The following is a 25321-nucleotide window of genomic DNA, read 5'->3' as shown; positions in this document are numbered from 1 at the left end:
GTGCTATGAAAGCAGCCGGTAAAGGTCCAGCACTACTTCGCCTGAACAACCTGAAGCGGGTGATGATGCAACTGCGCACCACCCGCATCACCTCCCGCCAGGATCTGGCATTAGCGCTCAAGCTGAGCAAAAACACCGTTTCACTGATTGTCGATGATTTGCTGGAAGCCGGGCTGATCAATGAGCTCGGCCCGGTTAGCGTGGCGTCAGCGGGACGACCGAAAATCGAAATCTCGCTGCGCGCCGAAAAGCTGAAAAGCGCGGGCATCATGGTGGAGCGCCAGGCGATTCACTGGCGCGTGTGCGACTATTTCTCGCAGGTGATTGCCGAGCAAACCTGGCGCACCGAAACCAGCGATCCCGAGCAGTTGCTGCATGAGCTGGTGGAAGTGTGCCAGACCTTGCACGCGGCGCATCCCGAGCTGCTCGGCGTGGCGATTGGTTTCCCTGGCATCATCGATCCGCATCGCGGCTGGGTGCATTTTTCCGCGCATTTGGGCTGGCAGGATGTGGATGTGATGACCATCCTCAGCCACGAGATGCCGCTGCCGCTGCGCATCATGAATAACGTCAAAGCGGCGGCGCTGCTTTCGGTGCAGCAACTCGAACTGAATAAGTCGCAAAGCCATTTCTATCTGCGAATTTCTGAAGGATTAGGTGGCGCGCTGGTGGAACACGGCGAAGTGTTTACCGGCAGCAGCTGGACGGCGGGCGAGATCGGCCATCTTATCGTGCAACCCAACGGCGAACGCTGTAGCTGCGGTCGCTTAGGTTGTCTGGAAACGCTGGTGAGCAAACCGGCCATTCAGCAGCAGCTGGCAAAACGTAAACCGGGCCTGCGCTGGCAGAATGGCGAGAGCGAACCGGAAATCCTGAAAGAGGTGATGACGCAGGCGGGCACCCACTTGGGCAACGCGTTGAGTCAGGTGATGCAGCTGGTGAATCCGGCCAGCATCATTATTGATGGGCCGTGGAATGCGCAGCCAGCGTTTGTGCAGGCGGTGCAGCAGGCGGCGCAGGCCGGTGCGCTGGCCTTTACCTTCGCCCATACCGCGCTGCATTTCCTGCCGCTGCGTATCGATCCGGCCAACGGCTTAGCGCTGGCGGTGATTGAGCAGTACGAACGCCTGAGTTAACAAGGGCGCCATAGAGGGCGCCCTGCAGATCCCTATCCTTACCGATTAATGCCGTGGAATATCAAATGATTCGCTCGCCTTCACGGTGGACGTCGTCTCCGGCAACTCTGCTTCGACGTTAAATTTACGCAGCACCAGCGCATGAATCTTCTCAAGCGACACGCCGGCTGTTTCTGGCAGATAGCGGAAGGTGAAGAAGTACATACCCAGCGAGAAGATTGCGAACAGCAACAGCGGGAAGCCACCGTGGAACATATCCAGCAGCATCGGGCTGCTGTTCATGATCGGGAAGGTGCTGCTGATAACAAAGTTGGCCATCGACATCGCGCAGATGGAAATCCCCACGCAAATCGAACGAATCTCGGTTGGGAACACTTCGCCCAGCACTGTCCAGACGATCTGCCCCCACGTCATACCGAAGAAAATCATGTAAGCGAACAGGCCAATAACCGCCAGCATACCCGGCAAGTGGTAATAGAAGGCGATGAAGGAGTAGGTCAGGCACACGCAAGAGGTGATTGCGCCCAGCAGCAGCAGCTTACGACGACCGACTTTATCGATCAGCATCATCCCCGCCAGCACGCCAATAAACTGACAAATCGACAGCCAGAAGGTTTGCAGCAGCGCTGAGTCAGTGCTGCCCGCGACGTTTTTCAGCAAGGTTGGCCCAAAGTACTGAATGACGTTGATACCGCTGATCTGGTTACCTACCGCCAAACCGATGCCGACGATCAGCAATGGAATGGTGGTTTTATCCAGACGCAGACGCGATTTGTGCTGCTGCGCGGTTTTATCAGAAAACGAATGTTTGATTTCGTTGAACACGCTCTCGGCATGTTCGCGGTTAGAGATTTTGGTCAGCGTATCCAGCGCTTCATCGTACTTGCCTTTCAGCACGTTCCAGCGCGGTGATTCCGGGATAAAGGCGATGAACAAAATAAACAGCGCGCACGGCACCAGCGCGGTGGCGAGGATGTAGCGCCAGCCCATGTTGATCATCACATCAGGCAAGGTGGATTTGGTGATGAAGTAGTTGGTCAGCAACACTACTGATTGTCCGCCGACGCAGCACACCGCATAGAGCGCGGTGGTACGGCCACGAAACTTCGAAGGCGACAGCTCGGCCAGATAGATAGGCGAAATTACCGACGCCAGGCCAATCGCTAATCCGCCAATCATGCGGAAGATGACAAACACGGTGAAGTTATGCGCCAGCGCCGTGCCGATCACCGAAACGGTAAACAGCAGGGCGGTGATGGCGAGGGATTTTTTACGTCCCAGCTTGTCACTGAGGCGCGGTGCCATAAAGCAGCCGATCAAACTGCCGAGCAGGATATTGGAAACGGCCCAGCCGGTTTCAGCGGGCGTTAACTGGAAATATTCACTTAAGGGTTCGATTGCACCGGAGATAATGGAAGAGTCATATCCCATCAGCAGACCGCCGAATGCCGCGACAGTACAGCAGAGAATGACATACTTCATGTTGTAGCGTTTTTGCCTGGTATCCATTGTTATAGCCCCTTGTCTCTACGGCCTGAACGTTACTTGTCCAGAAAGAGGGTGGTGTAGGTTTCGATGTTCAACTTTTATTCACGCGAGGTCTTCGTGTTGGAATATATGTTCTAAATGATGTTATTTGGATCATTTTTTCCGAAAAGTGTGAAGAGGGTGGCGAAAATTGCTGAATAAGTCGTCAGGGTATGCTTATAGCCCAATGAAATGATAGGTTTTTCATCAATTCACTCTGTGCGGGCATTGCAAAATTTGCTTTTTATTGGAATTTTCATTCTGTTAAACACGCGGGTTTACCGGGTTTATTTCACCCAACGCAGCGCACGGGTGCGTTTCATTTTTTAACAGGCAACGGGCATAATACGTTGATTATCAGCCCCTCTTTGCGGACGCCGTAATGAAAACGCAGCGCATCACTCTGGACGATATTGCTACCCTGGCGGGCGTCACCAAAATGACGGTAAGTCGCTATCTGCGCACGCCGGAAAAGGTCAAAACGGAAACGGCGGAGAAAATCGCCAGCGTGATTGCCGAAATTGGCTACGTCGCGGATAGCGAAAATGTCGCAGCGACCAAACAGAACCCACCGCGCATTGGCGTGTTAATTCCTTCTTTTAATAATCAAATCTTTGCCGACTTGCTGGCGGGTATTGAATCGGTGACCAGCGCGCACGGTTATCAAACGCTGGTGGTCAATTACGACTACAACGCCCAGCGTGAAGAGGAGCAGATCGCCACGGTGCTGGCCTTTAACATCAAAGGGCTGATCCTGACCGAATCTGTGCACACCGTGCGCGCAGAAAAATATCTAAACGCCGCCAACATTCCGGTGGCGGAAGTGATGGGGCTGACCGAGGCGCGTGGACGCATCAATGTGGGCTTCGACAACTATCGCGCCGGCTACGACATGACGGCGATGCTGCTGGCCAGCGGCAAACAGCGCGTTATCTATTTTGGTTCGATGTCCGATCGCCGTGATGAGCAACGCTACGCCGGTTATCGCGATGCAGTTGAAGCGGCCGAGTTGCCTGCGGGCCGGATTGTGCCGAACAAGGTCTCTTCGGTATCGATTGGTACCGGCATGATGACGCTGGCGCGCCAGCTCTATCCGGAGATGGATGCGATTCTCTGTACCAATGACGATCTGGCGGTTGGCGTACTACAGGAGTGTCAGGCGGCGCGCATTGCCGTGCCACAAGCGATGGCGATTGCCGGTTTTCACGGGCTGGAAATTGGTCAGGCAACCACGCCACGCTTAGCCAGCGTGATCACGCCGCGCTTTGAGATGGGAAAAGTGGCGACGGAGATCATCCTGAAAAAGATCAACCAGCAGCCCACCATCGAGCAGGTCGACCTGCATTATCGCCTTTCAATGGGCGCGACCATTTAAATCACTGCGCATAGCGCAGATGAAGCAGCGGAAAAGGATTTCCCTGACCATCCAGCGGCGAGCGGCCGGTGATAACAAATCCCTGATGTTGATAGAAACCCAGCGCCTGCGGATTCTGCTCGTTCACATCCAGTTCGCTGACATTCATTTGTTCGATGGCGTAGCGCAGTAGCTGTTTGCCTATGCCAAGACCAAACACTTGCGGCGCGACAAACAGCATTTCCAGCCGATTTTCCGCTACGCCGAGAAAACCGACGATGTTCTGTTGTTCATCGCGATAAACACGCAGCTCAACCATCGGCAAATATTGCTCGCGCACCAACGGGCGCAGAGCGCGGATATCCGCATCTTGCAGGAAATGATGCGTCGCCCGCACCGAGGCTTCCCACACAATGGTTATCGCCGCAAAATCGCTCCTCTGCGCGGGGTAAATTCCTTTCATGGTGTTCTCCATTCTCTTGATCAGCAGAGATGATGAAATATTCGGCCTGAATGATAAAGCGCCAAATTGGCGAGTTATCGTTATTTATTGGCTTTTGACCATCACATAGCCAGTTAGCGTCTTCTTATAATGCTTATCAGTTAATCGCTGACACCGAAGTTTCAGAGCACACTGATCGTAGCGGCGCAATTTATTGCGCGATAAATCGCGCCGCTACGATCAGTGCGACGATTTATCGGTATCACGGTATTCATTTCGACATCAGGAGGAAAGATGGATATGCACGCCGCCTTTATGCAGCAACTGATGCTCTGGATTGAGGACAACATTGAGCAGAAACTCATTCTGGAAACCGTGGCGCGCCGCGCCGGTTATTCGCAGTGGCATCTGCAGCGACTGTTTCGCAGTTACACCGGCGTCGCGCTGGGTACCTATATTCGCGAGCGCAAGTTAACGGCTTCGGTGATTGCGCTGTTGAACAGCAATACGCCGCTGATGGATATCGCCATCAAATATGGCTTCGACTCGCAGCAAACTTACTGCCGCACTTTCCGCCGCATGTTCGATCTGCCGCCCGGCGCGTTCCGTCGCAAATATCAGCACACTTTGCCGGACATTGACGGGCCCGCTAGTTTGCTGTTTTTGCATCCGCAAAGTCGGCTTGCGGCGTAAAGTATTTGCCGGGCGTTGAGCCAAACGCGCTGCGAAAAGCGCTGATATAGCTGCTAACGCTGTCGAATCCGACCTGCCACGCCACTTGCTGCACACTTTTGCCCGCCGCCAATCCTTCCAGTGATTTGAGTAAACGTGAAACCTGGCGATAGCGCGTCAAACTCATGCCGACCGCGCTGGCCCAATGACGGCTCAGACTGCGCGGGCTGAGTCCCGCCCAGCGCGCCAGTTCGGGCCCGGTACGCGTATCGGCGGGGTCGTCCATCAACAGGCGCGCAATCTGCAGCAAGCGCGGTTCTGCCGGCAGCGGTAACGTCAGCGGATGTTCGGTCGATTCATATAACTCATCCAGGAACACCTCGCACAGGCGATTGTAGCGCGCGCTGCCCCAGTGATCGGGCGACAAGGTTGCCAGTCTTTCCGCCAGCGGCTCCAGCACCGACGGGCAGGAAAGCAGGACGGGATGATCCGGCAATGGCTTGGCCAGCGCATCGTCCACCAATACCGTCCAGCCAAGCACCGGTCCCGGCCCGATGATTGCATGTTCAAAGTAGGGCGGAATCCAGCCAACCAGTCGCGGCGGATTGGCGAAAATACCGGACGGCGTTTTTACCGTCATCAATCCCTGCTTCAAACAGAAGAGCTGCCCCGCAGCGTGGCGATGGGTAAAGGTTTCACGGTCCAGCTGTTTCGCTAACGCAGCGGCAATAACTTTCGGCGCATCCGGCTCCAGCAGGCGCTGACGCAGCTCAGCCTGACGCGGATTACCTGAAAAAGTCAGAGTATCGGTTGGATGGATTAGCATGCCAGGCTCCACAAAGCGATGAAGGAGCAAAGTGGCGGAGATTGGTGGGGAAGTAAAGAGTGGGCGCGTATAAGTTGAGGAGCGAAATGGCGGGATGCGGCCCAGCGGCGATCATTTCGATTTCTTAGGGCTTGTCTGCCACTGCAGCAGACTGGCAATGTTGTTTTCACCTTCTGACTCTTTCAAACGACGCTGTTGCTCGGCGAATTCACCGTATTCAGCCTGCGCTTTTTCATCGGCCATTTTCTTACTGATTGAACCCGCACCTTGCAGCACATCGCGATCGTTAAATTGCAAAAATTGATCGAGTTTGTTCTGCCAATCGCGAAGAAAAATCTGCTGGCGGCGGCGCGCCTGATCTTCGGCGAAATCCAGCCACATCGTGACCACGCGATTGAGCTCGCTCACTTCGTCCTGAACCAGATAATTTTTAGCCACGGTGACATCGCTTCTGCGCACCTCTTCACCTTTGAAACTGGTCAAACCCATATGAGGTTGGCTGGCGTTGGCGCGCAAATGAATCAGCTCGGCCGCGGTATAACCGGTACACGCAAAGTGCAATTTGTTCTGAATGGTTTGAAAAAACTGCGTTGTCTCTTTCAGGGAAGGTTGATAGTCAGCCGCTAAGGCAAAAATCTCGCGAACGCGTAAATACATCCGACGCTCACTGGCGCGAATGTCGCGAATACGCTCCAGCATTTCATCGAAATAGTCAGGTACTGCGGATGAACCAACCGGCGGATTTCTCAGCCGCTCGTCGTCCATCACGAAGCCCTTGACCAAATATTCTTGCAGGGTTTGCGTTGCCCATTGGCGGAACTGAGTACCGCGAGCAGAGCGGACGCGATAACCGATGGCGAGAATCATTGGCAGGCTAAAGTATTGAACCTGATAATTTTTTCCATCGCTGGCAGTTGTTCGGTAAAACCGAACAACTGAATTTTCCAGCAGTTCACCCTCTTCGAAGATGTTTTTGATATGCCCACTGATGGTCGCTTTCGCTTTATTAAACAGCTCACATATCATGGCCTGAGAAAGCCACAGAGTTTCGTTTTCAAAGCGACATTCAACCCGCACTTTCCCATCGCCGCTTGCGAACATGACAAATTCGCCTGCTGGTGATGGTGTGGATTGCTCCTCTGACATGTCGCCTCCGCTCTTTTAGGATCTGGTGCACAGTATGCCAGAGAGACGCAATGAAGCTCATTAGTCGATTGGCGATTATTTTATCAACTGCAGCGCAGCAGATTTGATAAGTGGTTGGGGTGCTCCGCAATTACAACCTCTTTATCAGCGTCTACAGTTAACCTATCCACCTTCCTTCACTAAGCCTCTGACACCATGAGCCTTTCTCTGATGCATTACCTTCGCGCGCGTCTGCGTTTGCTGATTTCGATTGTGGCTGGCGTGGCCTGTTATTTCTTCCTGCCTGCGCACCTGGGCATGTTGCAGCGTCTGCTGATTGGCTGGAACGTGCTGGCATGGCTCTATCTCGCTTTTCTGTGGCTGCGCATGCTAGGCACCGAGGCCAAAGATATTCCGCATATTGCTAAAATCGAGGATGAAAGCGCGACGCTGGTGTTGAGTATGGTAACGCTCACCTGCCTGGTCAGCATTCTGGCGATTCTGATGGAACTCACCACGCTGAAGAGCCTGACGGGAACGCCGCGCGTGCTGCATCTGCTGCTGACCGCGGCAACCTTGGTGGTTTCCTGGGCGCTGCTTCCGACGTCATTCGCCATGCATTACGCGCACCATCACTATCTGCGGCGCAGCAAGGATGTCACGCCGATGATCTTTCCTGAAAAGCCCGAGCAGCCGGGATACTGGGATTTTCTCTACTTCTCTTTCACCATCGCGGTAGCATCGCAAACCGCCGATGTGGCAACGGGCACCACGGATATGCGGCAAATCGCTCTGTTACAGTCGGTGATTTCGTTTGTATTCAATCTGGCGATTTTGGGATTGTCAGTGAATGTGGGGGCGGGGTTGTTGAGTTAGCTGAATGAAACAAAAAAGTGGCGGAAGATCACAGGAGTCGAACCTGCCCAGGACCGCTGGCGGCCCCAACCGGATTTGAAATCCGGCCGCCTCACCGGAGACGACGATCTTCCTTTGAAGATGCCGCAGGAGTATAGCGACAATCGCGGCGGAATTCTTGATCTCAGCCGTGCGTCACAGCACGTTTTCACCGTGAAGCTGCCGATACTCCTTCGGCGTGTTGGCGTAACTCTTCTTAAACACCGAATAGAAATATTGCAGAGACGGGTAGCCACACATTTGTGAGATCTCATTGATGCTCAGCGAAGAACACGCCAGCAGCTCGCGTGCTTTCTCCAGTTTTTCGCGGTGAATCATGGCGTGAATGGTGTCGCCGGTTTCATCACGGAAGCGTTTTTCCAGATTCGATCGCGAGATGCCGATGGCATCCAGCACCTGTTCAACTTTAATGCCTTTGCAGGCGTTAAAGCGGATGTAATGCATCGCCTGAATCACCGCAGGATCGTGCAAGGAGCGGAAATCGGTGGAGCGTCGCGCAATCACTTTTACCGGTGGTACCAGAATTCGTTGCAGTTGCAGAGGCTGATTATCCAGCAGGCGATGCAGCAGTTTTGCCGCCTGATAACCCATCTGGCGTGAACCCTGCGCCACGGATGAGAGCGCCACGCGCGACAGATAACGCGTCAGTTCCTCGTTATCAATCCCGATTACCGTGAGCTTTTCCGGCACCGGGATTTTGAGATATTCACAGGCCTGCAGCAGATGGCGCGCGCGGGCATCGGTGACGGCGATGATGCCGGTTTGCTGCGGCAGGGTTTGTAGCCAGTCAGCCAGGCGGTTCTGAGCGTGCTGCCAGTTTTCTGGTGCCGTTTCCATGCCCTGATAAACCACGCCCTGATAACGCTCGCGCGCCACCAGCTGGCGAAACGCATGTTCACGCTCTTGCGCCCAGCGTTTGCCGCTGGCTGCGGGCAAGCCATAGAATGCAAAGCGGTTCACGCCTTTCTCTTTCAAATGCAAAAAGGCGCTCTCGACCAGCGCGGCGTTGTCGGTGGCGATGTAATGCACCGGCGGATAGTCCTGCGGCTGATGGTACGATCCGCCAACGCCAACTATCGGCACCGAGACGTTCGCCAGCAGTTTTTCAATCGAGGGATCGTCGTAATCCGCGATAACCCCGTCGCCCAGCCATTCACGGATATTGTCGATGCGGCAACGAAAATCCTCTTCAATGAAAATGTCCCAATCCGTTTGTGATGCCTGTAAATACTCACCGACGCCCTCAACCACCTGGCGGTCATAGACCTTATTGGCGTTGAACAGCAACGTAATGCGAAAGCGTTTCTCATGCATCGTGGCGCACTCTCCTAAATCGACAGCACCTTGCATAGCATGGCACGACGGACAGCAGAAAGAATTTGCACCACATTGTGATCCCCCACGCGATTACACCCGTCGGCGCGTCGCAGTATCCATCCACACCGCCAGTAGCAGAATGGCGCCCTTGACGATGTACTGCCAAAAGGTCGGGACATCCATCATGCTCATGCCGTTATCCAGCGACGCCATGATAAATGCGCCGATGACCGCGCCCGCCACCGAGCCAACGCCGCCCGCCAGGCTGGTGCCGCCAATCACACAGGCGGCGATAGCATCCAGCTCGGCAATGTTGCCTGCCGAAGGCGAACCCGCGCCAAGGCGTGAGCTCAGGATCAGGCCAGCAATCGCCACCATCACGCCATTGATGGCGAAAACCGCCAGCTTGGTGCGGGCCACATTAATGCCGGAAAGGCGCGCGGCATCCAGGTTGCCACCGATGGCATAAATCCGGCGACCAAAGGCCGTCCGCGTCGCCATAAACATGCCGCCGAGCAACAGCAGCGCCAGCAGCAAGACCGGCGTTGGTACGCCGCGATAGTCGTTGAGCAGCCAAATCGCGCCCAGTACCAGAACGGCGGTGACGACCTGCCGTACTAGCGCACCGCTGACAGAGGTTTGCGCCAGACCAAGCTGTTGGCGACGCAGGCGCAAGCGCCATTGCCAGAGGATAAACAGCGCCAGGCCAGCAAAGCCGAAGCCAAAACCGATCCCGCCAGGCAGATAGCTTTGGCCAATCTGCGACATCGCCGGGCTGGTGGGCGCCACCGTGGTACCGTCGGTGATGCCGACCAGAATGCCGCGAAACGCCAGCATCCCCGCCAGCGTGACAATAAACGACGGGACTTTGCGATAGGCGACCCACCAGCCGTTCCAGGTTCCGAGCAGCAAGCCCATCACTAAGGTCACGACGATGGTGAGCGGCAGCGGCCAACCGAGCCAGACGTCAAAGATGGCCGCGGCCCCGCCGAGCAATCCCATCATCGAACCCACTGAGAGATCGATCTCCGCAGAGATAATGACGAACACCATGCCGACCGCAAGAATGCCGGTGATGGCGGTCTGGCGCAGCAGGTTGGAAACATTACGTGCGCTGAGCCAGGCACCGTCGGTGGTCCAGGTGAAGAACAGGGCGATCAGCACAATCGCACCCAGCATCACCAGCACCTGCAGATCCGGCAGCGAGAATTTACCTGGCGCACCTTTGCCCGGCGAGGTGAGGCCGCGTTGCGTACTTTCGGTCTTAAACATAGTGTTCACTCCGCAGGGCAGCTTCCATCACCTGCTCCTGAGTCAGGTTATCGTTAATCAGATCGGCTTTGATTTTGCCTTCATGCATCACCAAAACCCGATCGCTCAGGCCCAGCACTTCGGGCAGCTCAGACGAAATGACAATCACGGCAATCCCTTGCTGCACTAGCGAATTGATCAGCAGATAGATTTCCTGGCGCGCGCCCACATCAATGCCGCGCGTAGGCTCATCAAGAATTAAGATTTTTGGATTGAGCAGCAGACATTTAGCGAGGATCGCTTTCTGTTGATTCCCGCCGCTCAGGCGACCAATCGGCAGTTCCGCCGACGAGGTTTTCACCCGCAGGCGCGCAATGGCCTGGTTGATCGCCTGCTGCTCCTGCGCTTCATCCAGCAGCGAAAGTCGGGGAGAGAATTGATCCAGCGCGGCCAGCGTGATGTTTTTGCCCACGCCCATTAGCGGCACGATGCCATCCTTTTTGCGATCTTCCGGCACCATCGCGATGCCGTGCGCGATGGCGGCGCGGCAGTCATTGATACGGACTTTCTTACCGTTGATGTGAATATCGCCCTGCCAGCGTCCCGGCCAAACGCCAAACAGACACTGCACGGTTTCGGTTCGACCGGCACCGACCAGCCCGGCAATGCCAAGAATTTCGCCGCGCTTAAGGCTAAAAGAGACGTTATCCACCCGGCGAATATGGCGGTTGACGGGATGCCACGCCGTGAGGTTCTCCACCTGCAACACGGTTTCGCCAATCTCGTGTGGGCTATGCGGATAGAGCGCCGTCAGCTCGCGCCCGACCATCATGGTGATGATGTCATCCTCACTCAGCCCGGCGGCCGCGCGGGTCGCGATATGCTGACCGTCGCGGATCACGCAGATGGTGTCCGAAATCGCTTTTACCTCATTGAGTTTGTGCGAGATGTAGATGCAGGCGATGCCGTGTTCGCGCAGGTTTTTGATGATGCTTAGCAGCACCTCAGTTTCCTGTTCGGTGAGCGAAGAGGTCGGCTCGTCAAGGATCAGCAGGCGCACCTGTTTATTCAAGGCGCGTGCAATCTCCACCAGCTGTTGCTGGCCTAATCCCAGCTCGCCGACGCGCGTATCCGGCGATACTTGCAGCTTGACCCGCTCCAGCAGCTGCTGGCAACGCAGCGTCATGGTTTCGTCATCCACCATGCCGAAACGTCCCAGCTCTGCGCCGAGGAAAATGTTCTCCATCACCGTCAGCTGCCGCACCAGCGCCAGCTCTTGATGGATGATCACGATCCCTTTGCGTTCGGTATCACGAATGGTCTGCGCCTGAATCTCGTCGCCCGCAAAATGGATACTGCCTTCGAAGTCACCGTGCGGATACAGCCCGCACAGGATCTTCATCAGTGTCGATTTCCCCGAGCCGTTTTCACCGCACAGCGACATCACTTCACCGGCTTCCAGCTGCAGGCTCACGTCATCCAGTGCTTTCACCGCGCCGAAACGCTTGGTGATATGGTTCATTTCCAGCAACATCGGCCTCTCTCCTTTGCGGGCTCGCGCCTCAGAGTTCGCTCTGCTTGTGGAAGCCGTCTTTGACTACCGTGCTTTCAATGTTGTCTTTGTTCACCGGAATAGGATTCAGCAGGCGCGATGGCACATCTTTCAGGCCATTATTCAGCTTGCTGTTGCTGGCGGGTTGTTTGTCGTCACCGAGTTCCACCGCGATTTTGGCCGCTTCGGTCGCCAGTTCGGTGATGGGTTTGTAAACCGTCATGGTTTGCGTGCCGTTCATAATGCGTTTGATGGCGGCCAAATCGGCATCCTGACCGGAGATCGCGACTTTGCCGGAGAGTCCCTGCGCGCTTAATGCCTGAATCGCACCGCCTGCGGTGGCATCATTCGACGCTACAACGGCATCAATGTGGTTGCTGTTTGCCGTTAAGGCGTTCTCCATTATTTTCAGGGCATTTTCCGGCAGCCAGGCATCAACCCACTGATCGCCGACCACTTTAATGCTGCCATTATCAATATAAGGTTTTAACACTTTCATCTGACCGGCGCGGAACAGGCGCGCGTTATTATCCACCGGCGAGCCGCCCATCAGGAAGTAATTACCTTTTGGTACTTGCTTCACAATACTTTCGGCCTGTAATTCGCCCACTTTTTCATTATCGAATGAAATATAAAAATCAATATCGGCGTTATTTATCATGCGGTCATACGCCAGCACTTTAATGCCTTCACGTTTCGCTTCCGCCACCACGTTACTTAAAACCTGGCCGTTATAAGGAATGATGACCAATACATCGACGCCGCGATTAATCATATTTTCAATTTGCGACATCTGCGTTTCTTCGTTGCCGTTGGCCGATTGCACAAACACTTTGGCGCCCAGCGATTCGGCTTGTTTCACAAAGATATCGCGATCTTTTTGCCAGCGTTCCAGACGTAAATCATCAATAGCCATACCGATTTTGACTTCTTTAGCGCTACCCGCGTGACTAAACAGGGCCAGAGCCGCGCAGGCGGCCAACAGTGATTTTTTCATGTTCATGGTATTAATCCTGTAGGTTGAGGCTGTTGTCGTTGTAAGGCTGATAACCAGGCCGATGAATTGTTGCCCTGAGTTTCAGATGACATCAATTACTGATTTTTATCCGGCTATTACGTTTTTTGGTTTATTTGCGATTTTATGAGCGCGATCGATATTTCAACGCTTTCAGAAAAAACGACGTGAGAGAGGCTGAATGAAAATAACGACATTATTTTGCGAGCTGGCGCACAAATAATAATTATCTTACGTTGAGTGTTAAATATCGTAATTGAGCAGCAGTAAATTACATCATCACAATAACCGCTCAAAGCTGACCATTCGGGTCCTCATGCTAAGGAGCTAACTATGCACGCCTATTTCGACCAGCTTGATCGCGTTCGTTATGAAGGGAGTAATAACCGCAATCCTCTGGCGTTTCGTCATTACAACCCGGACGAGGTGATTCTCGGTAAAACCATGGCGGAGCATCTGCGCTTTGCAGCCTGTTACTGGCATACCTTCTGCTGGAACGGCGCGGATATGTTTGGCGTTGGCGCGTTTGATCGTCCATGGCAGAAGCCGGGTGATGCGCTTGAGCTGGCGAAGCAAAAGGCCGATGTCGCCTTTGAGTTCTTCCATAAACTGAATGTGCCTTATTACTGCTTCCACGATGTGGATGTCTCACCGGAAGGGGATTCGCTGAAAAGCTATCGTGAAAACTTCGCGGTGATGACCGATAAATTACTGGAAAAACAGCAGGAAACCGGCGTGAAACTGCTGTGGGGGACTGCCAATTGCTTTACCCATCCGCGTTACGGTGCGGGTGCGGCGACCAATCCGGATCCGGAAATTTTTGCCTGGGCCGCCAGCCAGGTGTGCAGCGCCATGCAGGCCACGCAAACTCTGGGCGGCGAGAACTATGTGCTGTGGGGCGGGCGTGAAGGGTATGAAACCCTGCTGAATACCGACCTGCGTCAGGAGCGCGAGCAGATTGGCCGCTTTATGCAGATGGTGGTGGAGCACAAACATAAGATCGGTTTCCACGGCATGTTGCTGATTGAACCCAAGCCACAGGAGCCGACGAAACATCAGTATGACTATGATGTCGCGACAGTTTATGGCTTCCTGAAGCAGTTCGGGCTGGAGAAAGAGATCAAAGTGAATGTGGAAGCCAACCATGCGACGCTGGCGGGGCACTCATTCCATCATGAGATCGCAACGGCCATCGCGCTGGGCATTTTTGGCTCGGTGGATGCTAACCGTGGCGACATGCAGTGTGGCTGGGATACCGACCAGTTCCCGGTCAGCGTCGAAGAGAATGCGCTGGTGTTGTACGAAATCATCAAAGCGGGCGGATTCACCACCGGCGGCTTAAACTTTGATGCCAAAGTCCGCCGCCAGAGCACCGATAAATATGACCTGTTCTACGGCCATATCGGCGCGATGGATACCATGGCGCTGGCGTTGAAAGTCGCGGCACGCATGGTGGCGGATGGCGAGCTGGATAAGCGTGTGGCGCAGCGCTACAGCGGCTGGAACGGCGAGTTCGGGCAGCAGATCCTGAAGGGAGAATTTTCCCTTGCCGCGCTGGCGGAACAGGCGCAGCAACAGCAATTTAATCCACAGCATCGTAGTGGACGCCAGGAACAGCTGGAGAATCTGGTGAATCACTACTTGTTTGATTTTTAACTTTTCAGGAGCGCAGCATGGTTATCGGCATCGATTTAGGCACCTCCGGCGTGAAAGTGGCATTGCTGGATGCGCACGGCAAAGTGATTGCAGTGGAAAGTGCGCCGCTGGAGGTGTCGCGGCCGCAGCCGTTATGGAGCGAGCAAGATGCCGAAAGCTGGTGGCGGGCGACCGATCGTGCCATGCAGGCGCTGGCCCAGCAGCACGATCTCAGCGGCGTGAAGGCGATTGGCCTGAGCGGGCAGATGCACGGTGCCACCTTGCTGGATGGCGAGAATCGGGTGCTGCGTCCGGCGATTTTGTGGAATGACGGGCGCAGCGGCGAGCAGTGTCAGGAACTGGAGAAGCGCGTGCCGGATTCGCGTCGCATCACCGGCAACCTGATGATGCCTGGCTTTACCGCGCCTAAGCTGCTGTGGGTAAAACAGCATGAGCCGCAGGTGTTTGCTCAGGTAGCTAAAGTGCTGCTGCCAAAGGATTATCTGCGTTTCCGCATGAGCGGTGAGTTCGCCAGCGACATGTCGGACGCGGCGGGAACGATGTGGCTGGATGTGGCGCAGCGCGACTGGAGCGATGAGATGCTCAACGCCTGCGATTTGCAACGCAGCCAGATGCCGCAACTGTTTGAAGGCAATCAGATCACCGGCACCTTGTTGCCAGATGTCGCCGCGCGCTGGGGCATGCAAAGCGTGCCGCTGGTGGCAGGCGGCGGCGATAACGCGGCGGGCGCGGTGGGTGTCGGCATGGTTGAGCCGGGACAAGGCATGCTGTCGCTCGGCACGTCGGGCGTCTATTTCCTGGTGAGCGACGGCTATCTCAGCAATCCACAGCGTGCGGTGCACAGCTTTTGCCACGCGCTGCCGCAGCGCTGGCATTTGATGTCGGTGATTTTGAGCGCTGCTTCCTGCCTCGATTGGGCGGCGGCGCTGACCGGCTGCACCGATGTGCCGCAACTGCTGAGTGAGGCGGAAAGAGCGCGCAGCGATGTGCCGCCAGTGTGGTTCCTGCCCTACCTTTCTGGCGAGCGCACGCCGCATAACAATCCGCAGGCACAGGGCGCGTTCTTTGGTTTAACGCATCAGCATGGCCGTCCAGAACTGGCGCGCGCGGTGCTGGAGGGCGTGGGCTTCGCGCTGGCCGAAGGCATGGATGCGGTGCATGAGTGCGGCGTGCAGCCGAAAACCGTGATGCTGATTGGCGGCGGCGCGCGAAGTGCGTACTGGCGTCAGATGCTGGCGGATATCAGCGGGCAAACGCTGGATTATTGTCATGGCGGCGAAGTCGGCCCGGCGCTGGGTGCGGCGCGACTGGCGCAGCTGGCGATTGATCCGGCGAGCGAATGGCCGTCGCTGGAACTGGCGCAGCGGCATCAACCGGATGCGGCGCGGCATCAGGCGTATCAGCCACAGCGCGAGGTGTTTGCGCGCTTGTATCAGCAGTTGCAGCCGTTGATGTCTTGATGTGGAGGAGTGATGGCTGGATTTGGCAGGGTGTTGGGGTTTTTATCGGGTATTATTGGGTAATTATGTTGAAGTGAGTGGCTTGATTTGGTCGCCATGAATGGCGACCCTACATGTAGGGTTGGCATTAATGCCAACCTGGCCGAACGCCGCACCAACCGGAGCCCAACATGCCGCAGTCCGTCTTCTTCCTCGTGCTTCCCGGCGTGATGGCGCTGGATCTCACTGGCCCCGCTGAAACCCTGCAACTGGCCGACGGCCACTTCGCGCTGCACTATATCGGCCCTCAGCCGAGTGTGCTGTGCTCCACCGGCATGACCATCGCTGACATCGCGCCCATGCCCGCGCAGCTGCCGGAAAACAGCCTGCTGGTGGTGCCTGGCGTACACGATTCGCGCGTTTGTTTCGACACCGCACCGGCAGCGATGGCGCGTGACTGGCTGCGCCAGCAGCAGGCGGCGATTACCGATCAGCGCATCACGCTGGTGTGCATCTGTTCTGGCGCATTACTCTCGGCGCAGGCGGGATTGCTGGATGGCATCCAATGCACCACGCATCATGATGTGTTACCGCTCCTGAAAGCGGCAGCGCCGGCGGCGTTAGTAAAAGATAACCGGGTTTTCGTCGAAGATGGCGGCATCTGGACCAGCGCGGGCATTACTGCGGGCATCGATCTGGCGCTGCATCTCATCAATCGGCTGTGCGGCGCGCCGCAGGCATTGAAAGTGGCGCGCGAAATGGTGGTGTGGTTCCGCCGTTCCGGCGACGATCCACAGCTGTCGCCGTGGCTGCGCTATCGCAATCACATGCATCCGGCGATTCATCGCGCGCAGGATGTAATGATTGCCCACCCCGAACACGATTGGTCGCTTACCGCACTGGCCGAGCGGGCGCATGTCAGCGAGCGCCATCTGACGCGCCTGTTCCGCCAGCATCTGGGCATCAGCGTGCGCGAGTACCACGAACAGCTGCGCTTAGTGATTGCACGGCAACGCCAGCAGCAGGGCGAAGCGGCGGAGAAGGCGGCGCTGGCCGCTGGATTCTCCTCAGCACGCCAGCTGCGCCGCGCGCACCAGCGCTGGGACGATCAGCTCACCAGATGACGCTTATCCACGCGTTGTAATCCCATCGCCAGCAGCAGGCTGCCAATCAGCGTCGTGCCCATCACCCACGGCAAATCGAGCCACGGGCGCGACATGTCGTCGTAGTGATGGGTACGCAGAAAGTGGATAAACAGCGCGTGAAAACCGTAGATCGGCAGGGAATAGCGTGAGAGGGTGGCGAGCCCCGGCAGCGCGCGCTGATTCAGGGTGTTTTTGAACAGAATCAACAGGCTGATGGCGGCAATAAACACCAGCGGCCCGCAGTAGAGATACCAGGTATCGTTGAACGCGCCGTTGATTTTCAGCATCTGTTTGGTGCCGAGCGCAATGCCAATCACGCAGGCCACAAAGCCCAATCCCGCCAGCCAGCTGACGCTGCGCTTGTCGGTCTCCATGCAGCCAATCGCACGCCCGAGCAGCGCATACAGCAGGTAGTAAATGCTGTCGCCGCTGACATAGAGATTCACCGGCAGCCAGTGGAACGGTCCCAGCGATTGGCTCACGGTATTCGGATTCGCCAGCACCGCCAGCACGATCACCAGTATCGCGACATAGCGCGGTGCCACGCTTTTCACCTGAATCAGCGGGGATAACAGGTAGATGCCGATAATGGCGAAGAAGAACCACAGGTGATAGAACACCGGTTTTTGCAGCAGTTTGAGCAGCGACCGTCCTTCGCTGATCGGCGTCAGCCAGGTGATATAGGCCAGCGCCACCGCGCTGTAGAACAGCAGGGACAGCACGATGCGCAGCAGATGCCGCCCTTGTGCGCTGCGTTCGCCGAAAAACAGATAGCCTGAAATCATAAAGAACAGCGGCACACAGACGCGTGACGCTGAGTTAAGCAGGTTCGCCACATCCCAGCTCAGGCCTGTCACCGCCATCGGCCCGGTGATGTACCAGGTTGTGGTGTGAATGACGATCACCATCAGGCAGGCAACCGCACGTAAGTTGTCGATCCAGTAAATTTTTTGCTGCATGGCACCCTCTTGCATTCGCTGCGAAGAAGGGTAGCCAGTGAGCCGCGCGCCAACAACCTTTTGCGTTGTAATTCAGATCACTCTGTTACCAGGTCGCCATAAATGGCGACCCTACAAAAACAGTGCCGATGCGCCGTAGGGTCGCCATTCATGGCGACCTGGTTAACCGCGCACCAAAAACTTCTCGATCACCGCTTCGTCGGGTTCAACGCCGAGCCCCGGCTCGCTCGGCAGCCACGCGTAACCGTCGGCGATGCGCACCGGATTCTTCGCCAGCGAGCGGCTGATTTCGCCCGGCTCGACGCAATACTCCATCACCAGCGCATTCTCAATCGCGCACAGGAAATGCAGCGAGGCGGCGGTATTAATGTCGGTGGTGAAGTTGTGGTTGCACACTTTGCGTCCACGGCTGTGCGCGTAGCTGGCGATCTCCATTGCCTGCGTAAAGCCGGTGCGCGTCAGGTCGATCTGCACGATATCGATGCCGCCTTCATCTATCAGGCGCTGGAAACCCGTTACCGAACACTCTTGCTCACCGGCGGCGATATGCTGCTGGCAGGCGGCGGAAACCTGGCCGTAACCGGCGTAGTTATCGGGATGCAGCGGCTCTTCAATCCAGAACAGATTAAGGTGTTCATAGCGCTGGCTGCGGCGGATGGTGGTTTTGGCATCCCACACGTGGCCGACATCCAGCATCAGATCCACATCGTCGCCCATCGCTTTACGCAGGGCTTCGAGATAGCGCAGATCCAGCGCTTCGTCAGTGCCAAACGGCTCCCAACCAAACTTCACGCCGCTATGGCCGGTATCCATCGCATGCTGCGCGCGCGCGACCGTCTCTTCCACGCTGAACTGGAACATGTTGGAGGAGTAAACGCGCATTTTGTCGCGCATGGCGCCGCCCAGCAGTTCAACAATCGGCTTGCCGAGTGCTTTACCTTTGATGTCCCACAAGGCGATGTCGATGCCGGCCATCGCCTGTAGTACCGCGCCGCTGCGGCCGTAATAGAGGGTGGCTTTGTGCATCATCTTCCATAAACGGCCGGTTTCCAGCGGGTTTTCGCCGATTAACAGCGACTTCAGGCCGGTGACCATGGTGTGCGAATAGGGCGCTTCAATGATGGCTTTGGTGACATACGGGCTGCCATCCACTTCGCCCCAGCCGGTGATGCCGGCATCGGTGGTGATTTTGATCAGCAGCGCATCCTGAGAGCTGTCGGTGCGCTGCTCAATCACTGGCAGGCGCAGGTAAAACGCCTCAACGTTAATGATTTTCATGGTGTTTTCCCTGGTGTAAAGGCAAGGCGAAATTAGCCGAGAGCGGAACGGTGCTGTCGGCGCTGTGTTATCAGGGTTTCGTAATCCACGTCCAGCGCCTGAATGCGGATGTGGTTCTCAACCTCGTCGGTCATTTTGGCGATGTCGCCATCGGCAAAGACATTAATCAGCCGCTGATGCTCCTCAATGATGTCGCTCATCGATTTGCCCATGGTGGAGAGGCCGAAAATCACCGTCAGCTGACGGGCAATCGACTCCCACAAATTGCTCAGCACCGGGTTGTGCGCGAAGCTGCACAGCGTGCGGTGGAAATCGGTATCGGCGGAGGCAAAACCGTAAACGTTATCGCTTTGCATCATCGCCTGCATCTGCGCCACGCCCTGATAGAGCTGATTAAGCTGCTCAGCGCTGTTGCGTCCGGCCTCAATCGCCCGGCGACAGGCCAGCGTCTCCAGCGGGATGCGCACATCGATAATCTGCTCCAGCCGCTGATGCGAAATCTCCATCAGGCGGATACCTTTATACGGCTCGCTGGTGACAATGCCCTGGCTCTCCAGAATGCGCAGCGCTTCGCGGATCGGCACGCGGCTCATACCGAGTTTCGCCACCAGCTCGGGTTCTGCGATGCGGTCGCCGGGCAGGATCAGGCCGCGCGAGGCGGCGCTGAGAATGGCATCCACGGCGTGATCGACCAGCGTGCGCGGACGCGCGCTATTCCAGCTGTTATCGGTGGCTGCGTCCTGCGCCAGCGGGGCGCTGTTTTTACGACGAGCGGTAGAGGGTTTTCCTGCCATGTTGTTTATCCTGTTTAAACCTGTCGGGTCACGAATTGACCGAAGCCGGGTTCAACCTGCATCTGGTCATCCTGGAATACCGTGACGCCACGAATTAATGTGCGCACCACTCTACCCTGACAGCGCATCCCTTCAAATGCGCTCCACTTGCCGAGTCCCTGAAAATTGGCGCCGCGCACCGTCCAGCTTTGGCTGGCGTCGTAGAACACCAAATCGGCGTCGAAGCCGGGCGCAATCGCCCCTTTTTTGCCCCACAGCTGGAAGGCTTTGGCCGGGCTGCTGGCGGTCATGCGCGCAAACTCGCTGAGCGCCACGCCACGTTCAATATGGGCCGCGCTGAAGAACATCGGGCTGAGGGTTTCCACGCCGGTCAGGCCCATGCCCGCCTCCCAGATGCTGGCTTCACCCGCCTGTTTTTGTGCGGGCGTGTACGGACAATGGTCAGAGGCGATCATGTCGATATCGCCGCGCAGCAGCACCTGCCACAGCGCATCCACCACCGGACGCGGGCGGATCGGTGGGCCGCAGCGCGCGTTGGGGCCGATGCGCACCAAATCGTCTTCGTCGAGCAGTAAATAGTGCGGACAGGTTTCGAAGCTGGCGCGTACGCGGGTTTTGGCAGCGACAATGGTTTCCGCCGCGCGCGCCGAGCTGACGTGCACGATATGGCAGCGCGCGCCGGTCTCTTCGGCAATCGCTAACACGCGTCCTACCGCTTCGATCTCGGCGATTTCCGGCCCCGCCAGCGCATGAGCGCGCGCATCTTTGCGTCCGGCGCGGCGCTGTTCGCTGCCGGCACCGATCAAAATCTCGTGATTCTCAGCGTGCACGCCAATCAGCCCGTCGAACGTGGCCAACTCGCGCATGGCGCGCAGCAGGCCGTCATCGTCGAGACGCGGCAAACCTTTCTCGTCGGTGGCGTCGCCGTTGGGTGCGCCGCTGCACAGGAAGGCTTTGAAGGCCAGCGCACCCGCCTGATTCAGCGCCGCCAGTTCATGCACGTTATTTCCATCTAACCCAGCCCACAGGGCGTAATCCACCGAGCAGTTGTCTGCCAGCCAGCTTTTTTTGGCGCTGAAGTTAGCCAGCGACGTCGCCGGTGGCAGAGAATGCGGCATCTCGACGATGGTGGTAACGCCGTGCGCCGCCGCACCGCGCGTGCCTTCGCGCAGCTCCTGTTCGGGAAAATCGTGCGAGCCGGTGAAATGGGTATGCACATCAATCGCGCCGGGCACGATGATCAAACCACGCGCATCGATCACCTCGTCAACGCCGTCGGTAAGCGCGCCGGGCGTCAGCAGACCGCTGATTTTGCCGTTTTCCAGTAACAAATCGGCAGGCGCCGCGCCGCTTTCACCGACCACCAAACCATTAATAATTAGCTGTTTCATTGCTCTGCTCCTGCCTGCGTCACCAGCGCCGCGTACGGCACCGGCTGTGACGAATCGAGCCAGCCGATAGCACTTAACAGCTGGCTGAAATGCGTAAATTCGGCGCGCGGAATGACGCCATCTGGCGCAAAGACGCCAGCCTGTTGATAAGCCGCGAGACCGTGCACCAGCGCCTCGCGCGGATAATCGGGGTAAAACGCCTGCACCTGTTGCGCCAGTTCATTGGCGTTATGATTGGCGATCCACGTCAGCGCCTGCGCAATGGCGCGGGAGAAGGCGGCGAAGGCGGCGGCTTTCTCCTGCAGCACATCGGCGCGTGCGATGTAGGCGCTCCACGGTACGTGGCCGCACAAGCTGGCGAGGCTGCTGATGCTGTGGAGTTGTCCGGCGGCGATGGCAGGCGCCAGCATATGCATGGCGTGCAGCGCATAATCGGCTGCACCTTGGGCAACTGCGGCGAAATCCCGCGCCTGATCGCCGCTGCCTGCGATCAGCTCAACGTCATCCTGCAAACCGTGACGCGCCAGCAGCCAGCGGAACGTCAGCGTGGCGGTGCCGACATTACCGACATCCAGCACACGTTTGCCGCGCAGATCGCTGAGCTGAAAATCGGGCTGCGCCTGCGCCGCCGCAAGAAACCACGGATTGGCCGCCACCGAGGCGCAGAAACACTGCAACTCTGCGCCGTGCTGCTGAAAATGCTTCATCACCACCATCGGGCCGCCCAGCGTGAGATCGGCGTCGCGATTCAGCACTGCGGGAACCTGGCCGCCTTGTACCGTATGCCCGCCTGATTCGCTGGTGGTGAAGATCACCTGCAGCTGCTGTGCGGCGAACAGGCCGAGGCTGTGCGCCAGATAGTGCGCGCAGTAATAGATGCGGGATTCGCTGGCATCGCCTTGATTGAAAATCAGTGTCTGCATCAGTGGCGCTCCTCGGTGATAAAGCTGCCGTTGAGTGCCGCCATATCGCTGACGCCGCACCAGTGACTAATGGCCGTAACTTCATTGATCCAGCCGGAAAGCAGATCGAACACCGCGCTCTCGCCGCCCGCCACTAACGCGCTGATGATCGGGCGCACGCTGAGCGACAGCGACGCGCCAAGACAGCGCGCCACCACCGCATCGCTGCCGCAGCGTACGCCGCCATCCAGCAGCAGCGGCAGCCGCGTCACCGCCTGCAAATCGGGCAGCTGATCGACCGGCGTAGCCCAGCGCGCGCTCTGGCGCAGGCCAATGTTAGAGGCAATCAAACCGCTGACGCCGTGCTGCGCGGCCTGCGCCGCATCGTCATGATGCAGAATGCCTTTTAGCCACAGCGGAAGCTGGCGATCGGCGCAGTGCGCCGCCACCTCATCAATCTCCTGCCAGCGCCACACCGGGAAAGCCGGCAGCGGCGCAACACCCGGCTGCGTGCCGCCGATGGTGTGCCAGCCGCGCTGTTTCAGGGCGTCGCCGATAGAGAAGCCGCCGGGCTGTAACCCGGCCACCGGATGCACCGGCGCCAGCACCGTGAGCACGATATTTTTAAATCCGGCCTGCGCGGCTTGGTCGATCAAGGCGTTGATGCGGCCGACATCGCCCGCCGCGCGCAGTTGCAGCCAGCAGCGGTCGTATTCGGCACCAATCTGCTCCAGCGTTGTGACGCTCTCTTCGGAGATCACCAGCGGCAGTTGCAGACGTTTGCAGGCGCGCGCAATCGGCAGCACCCCTTCTTCATGGAAAATACGGTCACCGGCAAACGCGCCGACGCCAATCGGCGCGGACCAGTTTTGCTGGTGCAGGGAAATCTGCGTATCGATGCTTTCATTGCCCTGCAGCACGCGCGGTAACAGACGAAAGCGGCGCAGCGCCTGCTGATTGGCATCGGGTTCATTACCCAGCGCATCGGCCGGTTGGCCCTGCATATAGCGGAACAGCGCATCGCCGAGGCGCTCGCGTGCCGTGAGTTCAAAGCGCGTTGGCATGTGGCGCCTCCGCAGCATTTTCATGTTCAAGGAAGGTGGCAAAAGCCGGCGTTTGCGGATTTTGCAGCATCGTCGGCGGGCCTTCTTCAATCAGCGCGCCGTCCTGCAGGAACACCACGCGATCGGCAACGCCCGCCGCAAATGCGATGTCGTGGGTGCTGATGATCATGGTGATGCCGGTCTGCGCCAGGCTGCGCATGGTTTGGTTCACTTCGCGCACCAGTTCGGGATCGAGCGCGGAAGTCGGTTCATCAAACAGCAGGATTTGCGGTTCTGCCGCCAGCGCGCGCGCAATGCCGACGCGCTGTTTCTGTCCGCCAGAGAGTTCGTGCGGCAGCGAGGCGGCGAAATCACCGAGTCCTACCATTTTCAACGCGCGCATCGCTTTGCCGCGCGCGATTTCCGGCTGTGCGCCCTGCACGCGCAGCAGAATGCTCATCACGTTTTCCAGCGCGGTAAGATGATCAAACAACGCGAAGTGCTGGAACACGATGCCAATGCCCGACTTGGCGCGGTTCACCGGCAGATGTCGCGGCGCCAGTGCGCGACCGTTTTCGTCGCTGCCCATGAAGTGGCCTTCGGTCTGAATGGTGCCGCTGCTGCGTGGCGTCAGCGCCAGAATCGATTTCAGCAGCGTACTTTTGCCCGAACCGGAGCGACCAAGCAGCACCACCACTTCGCCGCGACGGACGGTTAACGACAGCGATTTCAGTACCGCTTTACCGGCGTAGTCGACGCACAGCTGATTCACTTCCAGCACCGGCGCGGCGGTTTGCGTATCCCAGCGCCGTTTTGGTAGCTGCATCGGCATCACGTCTGCTTCCGGCGGCAGTTTCGCCAGGCGCGCGCGTGCCCGACGTGCACGTTCATCAAGGTTGTAGAACTTCTCCAGCCACCACTGACCGCCCGCCAGCAGCGTGGAAAGAATCAGGTAGATGCCGCCCGACGCGACCAGCACCGGAATAAACAGGAAGTTTTGCGACACAATCGCCTGGCCGCGCATCGTCAGCTCATTGACGCCCACCACCGAAGCCAGCGAGGTGGATTTCAGCAGCCCGACAGTTTCATTGCCCATGGTGGGCAGAATGGCGCGCAGCGCCTGCGGGATCACCACGTGAATCATCTCTTTGCTGCGCGAATAACCGAACGCCTGCGCCGCCATGCTTTGATCGCGATCGGTCGCCATAATGCCGCCGCGAATGATTTCGGCGCAGAAGGCGGTTTCGTTGATCATCAGGGCGATAAGCGCGCTGGTGAATGGGCTCAAACGCAGACCAAATTCCGGCAGCACGTTGTACAGCAAAATCAGCTGCAGCAGCACCGGCGTGCCGCGCAGCGTATAGATGTAAATCTTCACCGGCACGCGAATAAACCCGTGCTTTGAGCTGCTGGCTAACGCCAGGAAAAAACCAATCACAATGCCGCCCGCCAGCGCGCCAATCAGCAGCTGCACGGCGATAACAGCGCCTTCCCACAAGTAGGGGAAAGTCAGGTACTTAAGAAAATCATCCAAGGCGTTATCCTCCTCAGCGCCTCGGTTTCGTCACCGAGGCGGCTGAGT

The 25321-nt window shown here is 57.3% G+C and carries 22 protein-coding genes and 1 tRNA gene; 7 read left to right on the top strand and 16 right to left on the bottom strand.

Features of this window, described 5'->3' with window-relative positions; all coding sequences use genetic code 11:
• The first annotated feature begins 5 nt into the window (after positions 1-5).
• Entirely contained in the window at positions 6-1136 is a 1131-nt protein-coding gene (locus tag K5Y30_RS20735) for an ROK family protein (RefSeq protein ID WP_222213202.1), read from the top strand.
• Positions 1137-1181: 45 nt separating this feature from the next.
• Here the strand turns inward: K5Y30_RS20735 and K5Y30_RS20730 are convergent, their stop codons facing one another.
• The gene (locus tag K5Y30_RS20730; RefSeq protein ID WP_101763868.1) at positions 1182-2645 is read right to left on the bottom strand and encodes a sugar porter family MFS transporter; all 1464 of its coding nucleotides are present in this window, start codon (positions 2643-2645) and stop codon (positions 1182-1184) included.
• A 400-nt stretch (positions 2646-3045) separates the two neighbouring features.
• On the opposite strand from K5Y30_RS20730, the gene K5Y30_RS20725 reads away from it, so the two are divergent.
• A complete protein-coding gene (locus K5Y30_RS20725; RefSeq protein WP_222213201.1) occupies positions 3046-4038 on the top strand; it encodes a LacI family DNA-binding transcriptional regulator in 993 nt (330 codons plus the stop codon).
• A gap of 1 nt (position 4039) precedes the next feature.
• On the opposite strand, the gene K5Y30_RS20720 is transcribed toward K5Y30_RS20725, so the two are convergent.
• Positions 4040-4480, bottom strand: a complete 441-nt coding sequence (locus K5Y30_RS20720) for an acetyltransferase (RefSeq protein ID WP_222213199.1) — start codon at positions 4478-4480, stop codon at positions 4040-4042.
• Positions 4481-4753: 273 nt separating this feature from the next.
• On the opposite strand from K5Y30_RS20720, the gene K5Y30_RS20715 reads away from it, so the two are divergent.
• Entirely contained in the window at positions 4754-5152 is a 399-nt protein-coding gene (locus K5Y30_RS20715) for a helix-turn-helix domain-containing protein (RefSeq protein WP_008105263.1), read from the top strand.
• On the opposite strand, the gene K5Y30_RS20710 is transcribed toward K5Y30_RS20715, so the two are convergent.
• The gene (locus K5Y30_RS20710) at positions 5109-5957 is read right to left on the bottom strand and encodes an AraC family transcriptional regulator (protein WP_222213198.1); all 849 of its coding nucleotides are present in this window, start codon (positions 5955-5957) and stop codon (positions 5109-5111) included. The two genes, K5Y30_RS20715 and K5Y30_RS20710, sit on opposite strands and share 44 nt — an antisense overlap.
• A 111-nt stretch (positions 5958-6068) precedes the next feature.
• A complete protein-coding gene (locus K5Y30_RS20705; RefSeq protein WP_222213196.1) occupies positions 6069-7103 on the bottom strand; it encodes a virulence RhuM family protein in 1035 nt (344 codons plus the stop codon).
• A 195-nt stretch (positions 7104-7298) separates the two neighbouring features.
• Here K5Y30_RS20705 and K5Y30_RS20700 point away from each other — a divergent pair, with 195 nt between their 5' ends.
• The gene (locus K5Y30_RS20700) at positions 7299-7958 is read left to right on the top strand and encodes a DUF1345 domain-containing protein (RefSeq protein WP_101763861.1); all 660 of its coding nucleotides are present in this window, start codon (positions 7299-7301) and stop codon (positions 7956-7958) included.
• An 18-nt stretch (positions 7959-7976) separates the two neighbouring features.
• On the opposite strand, the gene K5Y30_RS20695 is transcribed toward K5Y30_RS20700, so the two are convergent.
• From K5Y30_RS20695 to xylF, 5 genes are all read right to left on the bottom strand, one after another.
• A tRNA-Sec gene (locus tag K5Y30_RS20695) sits at positions 7977-8071 on the bottom strand.
• Positions 8072-8132: 61 nt separating this feature from the next.
• Positions 8133-9311 carry a D-xylose utilization transcriptional activator XylR gene (gene xylR, locus K5Y30_RS20690; RefSeq protein ID WP_061719296.1) on the bottom strand — a complete coding sequence of 393 codons (1179 nt, stop codon included), beginning with the start codon at positions 9309-9311 and terminating at the stop codon, positions 8133-8135.
• 93 nt (positions 9312-9404) lie between these two features.
• The gene (xylH, locus tag K5Y30_RS20685; protein WP_176973778.1) at positions 9405-10586 is read right to left on the bottom strand and encodes a xylose ABC transporter permease XylH; all 1182 of its coding nucleotides are present in this window, start codon (positions 10584-10586) and stop codon (positions 9405-9407) included.
• Positions 10579-12099 (bottom strand): xylose ABC transporter ATP-binding protein, encoded by a 1521-nt coding sequence (locus K5Y30_RS20680; RefSeq protein ID WP_222213194.1) that lies wholly within the window; start codon positions 12097-12099, stop codon positions 10579-10581. Before K5Y30_RS20680 ends, xylH begins: the two co-directional genes overlap by 8 nt.
• A 28-nt stretch (positions 12100-12127) precedes the next feature.
• On the bottom strand, positions 12128-13120 hold the full coding sequence (gene xylF, locus K5Y30_RS20675) for a D-xylose ABC transporter substrate-binding protein (RefSeq protein ID WP_101763858.1): 993 nt from the start codon (positions 13118-13120) through the stop codon (positions 12128-12130).
• Between the two features lie 345 nt (positions 13121-13465).
• Between xylF and xylA the strand changes: the two genes are divergently transcribed.
• The 3 genes from xylA (at position 13466) to K5Y30_RS20660 (ending at position 17351) form a co-directional block, all read left to right on the top strand.
• A complete protein-coding gene (gene xylA, locus K5Y30_RS20670; RefSeq protein WP_222213192.1) occupies positions 13466-14788 on the top strand; it encodes a xylose isomerase in 1323 nt (440 codons plus the stop codon).
• Positions 14789-14805: 17 nt separating this feature from the next.
• A complete protein-coding gene (gene xylB / locus K5Y30_RS20665) occupies positions 14806-16248 on the top strand; it encodes a xylulokinase (protein ID WP_222213190.1) in 1443 nt (480 codons plus the stop codon).
• Between the two features lie 170 nt (positions 16249-16418).
• Positions 16419-17351 (top strand): GlxA family transcriptional regulator, encoded by a 933-nt coding sequence (locus K5Y30_RS20660; RefSeq protein WP_222213188.1) that lies wholly within the window; start codon positions 16419-16421, stop codon positions 17349-17351.
• On the opposite strand, the gene K5Y30_RS20655 is transcribed toward K5Y30_RS20660, so the two are convergent.
• The 7 genes from K5Y30_RS20655 to K5Y30_RS20625 all read right to left on the bottom strand — a co-directional run bounded on the left by K5Y30_RS20655 (position 17336) and on the right by K5Y30_RS20625 (position 25273).
• Positions 17336-18331, bottom strand: coding sequence for an acyltransferase (locus K5Y30_RS20655; RefSeq protein ID WP_222213186.1), 996 nt, complete (start codon positions 18329-18331; stop codon positions 17336-17338). The two genes, K5Y30_RS20660 and K5Y30_RS20655, sit on opposite strands and share 16 nt — an antisense overlap.
• Before the next feature lie 162 nt (positions 18332-18493).
• Positions 18494-19609, bottom strand: a complete 1116-nt coding sequence (locus K5Y30_RS20650; RefSeq protein WP_222213184.1) for a mandelate racemase/muconate lactonizing enzyme family protein — start codon at positions 19607-19609, stop codon at positions 18494-18496.
• Between the two features lie 32 nt (positions 19610-19641).
• Positions 19642-20403, bottom strand: coding sequence for a GntR family transcriptional regulator (locus K5Y30_RS20645; protein WP_101763851.1), 762 nt, complete (start codon positions 20401-20403; stop codon positions 19642-19644).
• Between the two features lie 14 nt (positions 20404-20417).
• Entirely contained in the window at positions 20418-21794 is a 1377-nt protein-coding gene (locus tag K5Y30_RS20640) for a dihydroorotase family protein (RefSeq protein ID WP_222213183.1), read from the bottom strand.
• Positions 21791-22717, bottom strand: coding sequence for an ABC transporter substrate-binding protein (locus K5Y30_RS20635; RefSeq protein ID WP_222213182.1), 927 nt, complete (start codon positions 22715-22717; stop codon positions 21791-21793). Before K5Y30_RS20635 ends, K5Y30_RS20640 begins: the two co-directional genes overlap by 4 nt.
• On the bottom strand, positions 22717-23760 hold the full coding sequence (locus K5Y30_RS20630) for an alpha-hydroxy acid oxidase (protein WP_222213181.1): 1044 nt from the start codon (positions 23758-23760) through the stop codon (positions 22717-22719). Before K5Y30_RS20630 ends, K5Y30_RS20635 begins: the two co-directional genes overlap by 1 nt.
• The gene (locus tag K5Y30_RS20625; protein ID WP_101763847.1) at positions 23744-25273 is read right to left on the bottom strand and encodes an amino acid ABC transporter permease/ATP-binding protein; all 1530 of its coding nucleotides are present in this window, start codon (positions 25271-25273) and stop codon (positions 23744-23746) included. Before K5Y30_RS20625 ends, K5Y30_RS20630 begins: the two co-directional genes overlap by 17 nt.
• Positions 25274-25321: the final 48 nt, after the last annotated feature.

This window comes from Pantoea sp. DY-5 (assembly GCF_019795955.1).
Classification (GTDB): domain Bacteria; phylum Pseudomonadota; class Gammaproteobacteria; order Enterobacterales; family Enterobacteriaceae; genus Pantoea; species Pantoea leporis.
This window is presented reverse-complemented; position numbering and strand designations above follow the sequence as displayed.

Coding starts and splice junctions, on each gene's coding strand:
- xylA (WP_222213192.1), top strand. CDS start 13,466: ATGCACGCCTATTTCGACCAGCTTGATCGCGTTCGTTATGAAGGGAGT.
- K5Y30_RS20630 (WP_222213181.1), bottom strand. CDS start 23,760: ATGCCAACGCGCTTTGAACTCACGGCACGCGAGCGCCTCGGCGATGCG.
- xylR (WP_061719296.1), bottom strand. CDS start 9,311: ATGCATGAGAAACGCTTTCGCATTACGTTGCTGTTCAACGCCAATAAG.
- K5Y30_RS20635 (WP_222213182.1), bottom strand. CDS start 22,717: ATGCAGACACTGATTTTCAATCAAGGCGATGCCAGCGAATCCCGCATC.
- K5Y30_RS20645 (WP_101763851.1), bottom strand. CDS start 20,403: ATGGCAGGAAAACCCTCTACCGCTCGTCGTAAAAACAGCGCCCCGCTG.
- xylH (WP_176973778.1), bottom strand. CDS start 10,586: ATGTTTAAGACCGAAAGTACGCAACGCGGCCTCACCTCGCCGGGCAAA.
- xylB (WP_222213190.1), top strand. CDS start 14,806: ATGGTTATCGGCATCGATTTAGGCACCTCCGGCGTGAAAGTGGCATTG.
- K5Y30_RS20640 (WP_222213183.1), bottom strand. CDS start 21,794: ATGAAACAGCTAATTATTAATGGTTTGGTGGTCGGTGAAAGCGGCGCG.
- K5Y30_RS20650 (WP_222213184.1), bottom strand. CDS start 19,609: ATGAAAATCATTAACGTTGAGGCGTTTTACCTGCGCCTGCCAGTGATT.
- K5Y30_RS20680 (WP_222213194.1), bottom strand. CDS start 12,099: ATGTTGCTGGAAATGAACCATATCACCAAGCGTTTCGGCGCGGTGAAA.
- K5Y30_RS20725 (WP_222213201.1), top strand. CDS start 3,046: ATGAAAACGCAGCGCATCACTCTGGACGATATTGCTACCCTGGCGGGC.
- K5Y30_RS20710 (WP_222213198.1), bottom strand. CDS start 5,957: ATGCTAATCCATCCAACCGATACTCTGACTTTTTCAGGTAATCCGCGT.
- K5Y30_RS20715 (WP_008105263.1), top strand. CDS start 4,754: ATGGATATGCACGCCGCCTTTATGCAGCAACTGATGCTCTGGATTGAG.
- K5Y30_RS20660 (WP_222213188.1), top strand. CDS start 16,419: ATGCCGCAGTCCGTCTTCTTCCTCGTGCTTCCCGGCGTGATGGCGCTG.
- K5Y30_RS20705 (WP_222213196.1), bottom strand. CDS start 7,103: ATGTCAGAGGAGCAATCCACACCATCACCAGCAGGCGAATTTGTCATG.
- xylF (WP_101763858.1), bottom strand. CDS start 13,120: ATGAACATGAAAAAATCACTGTTGGCCGCCTGCGCGGCTCTGGCCCTG.
- K5Y30_RS20735 (WP_222213202.1), top strand. CDS start 6: ATGAAAGCAGCCGGTAAAGGTCCAGCACTACTTCGCCTGAACAACCTG.
- K5Y30_RS20730 (WP_101763868.1), bottom strand. CDS start 2,645: ATGGATACCAGGCAAAAACGCTACAACATGAAGTATGTCATTCTCTGC.
- K5Y30_RS20720 (WP_222213199.1), bottom strand. CDS start 4,480: ATGAAAGGAATTTACCCCGCGCAGAGGAGCGATTTTGCGGCGATAACC.
- K5Y30_RS20700 (WP_101763861.1), top strand. CDS start 7,299: ATGAGCCTTTCTCTGATGCATTACCTTCGCGCGCGTCTGCGTTTGCTG.
- K5Y30_RS20655 (WP_222213186.1), bottom strand. CDS start 18,331: ATGCAGCAAAAAATTTACTGGATCGACAACTTACGTGCGGTTGCCTGC.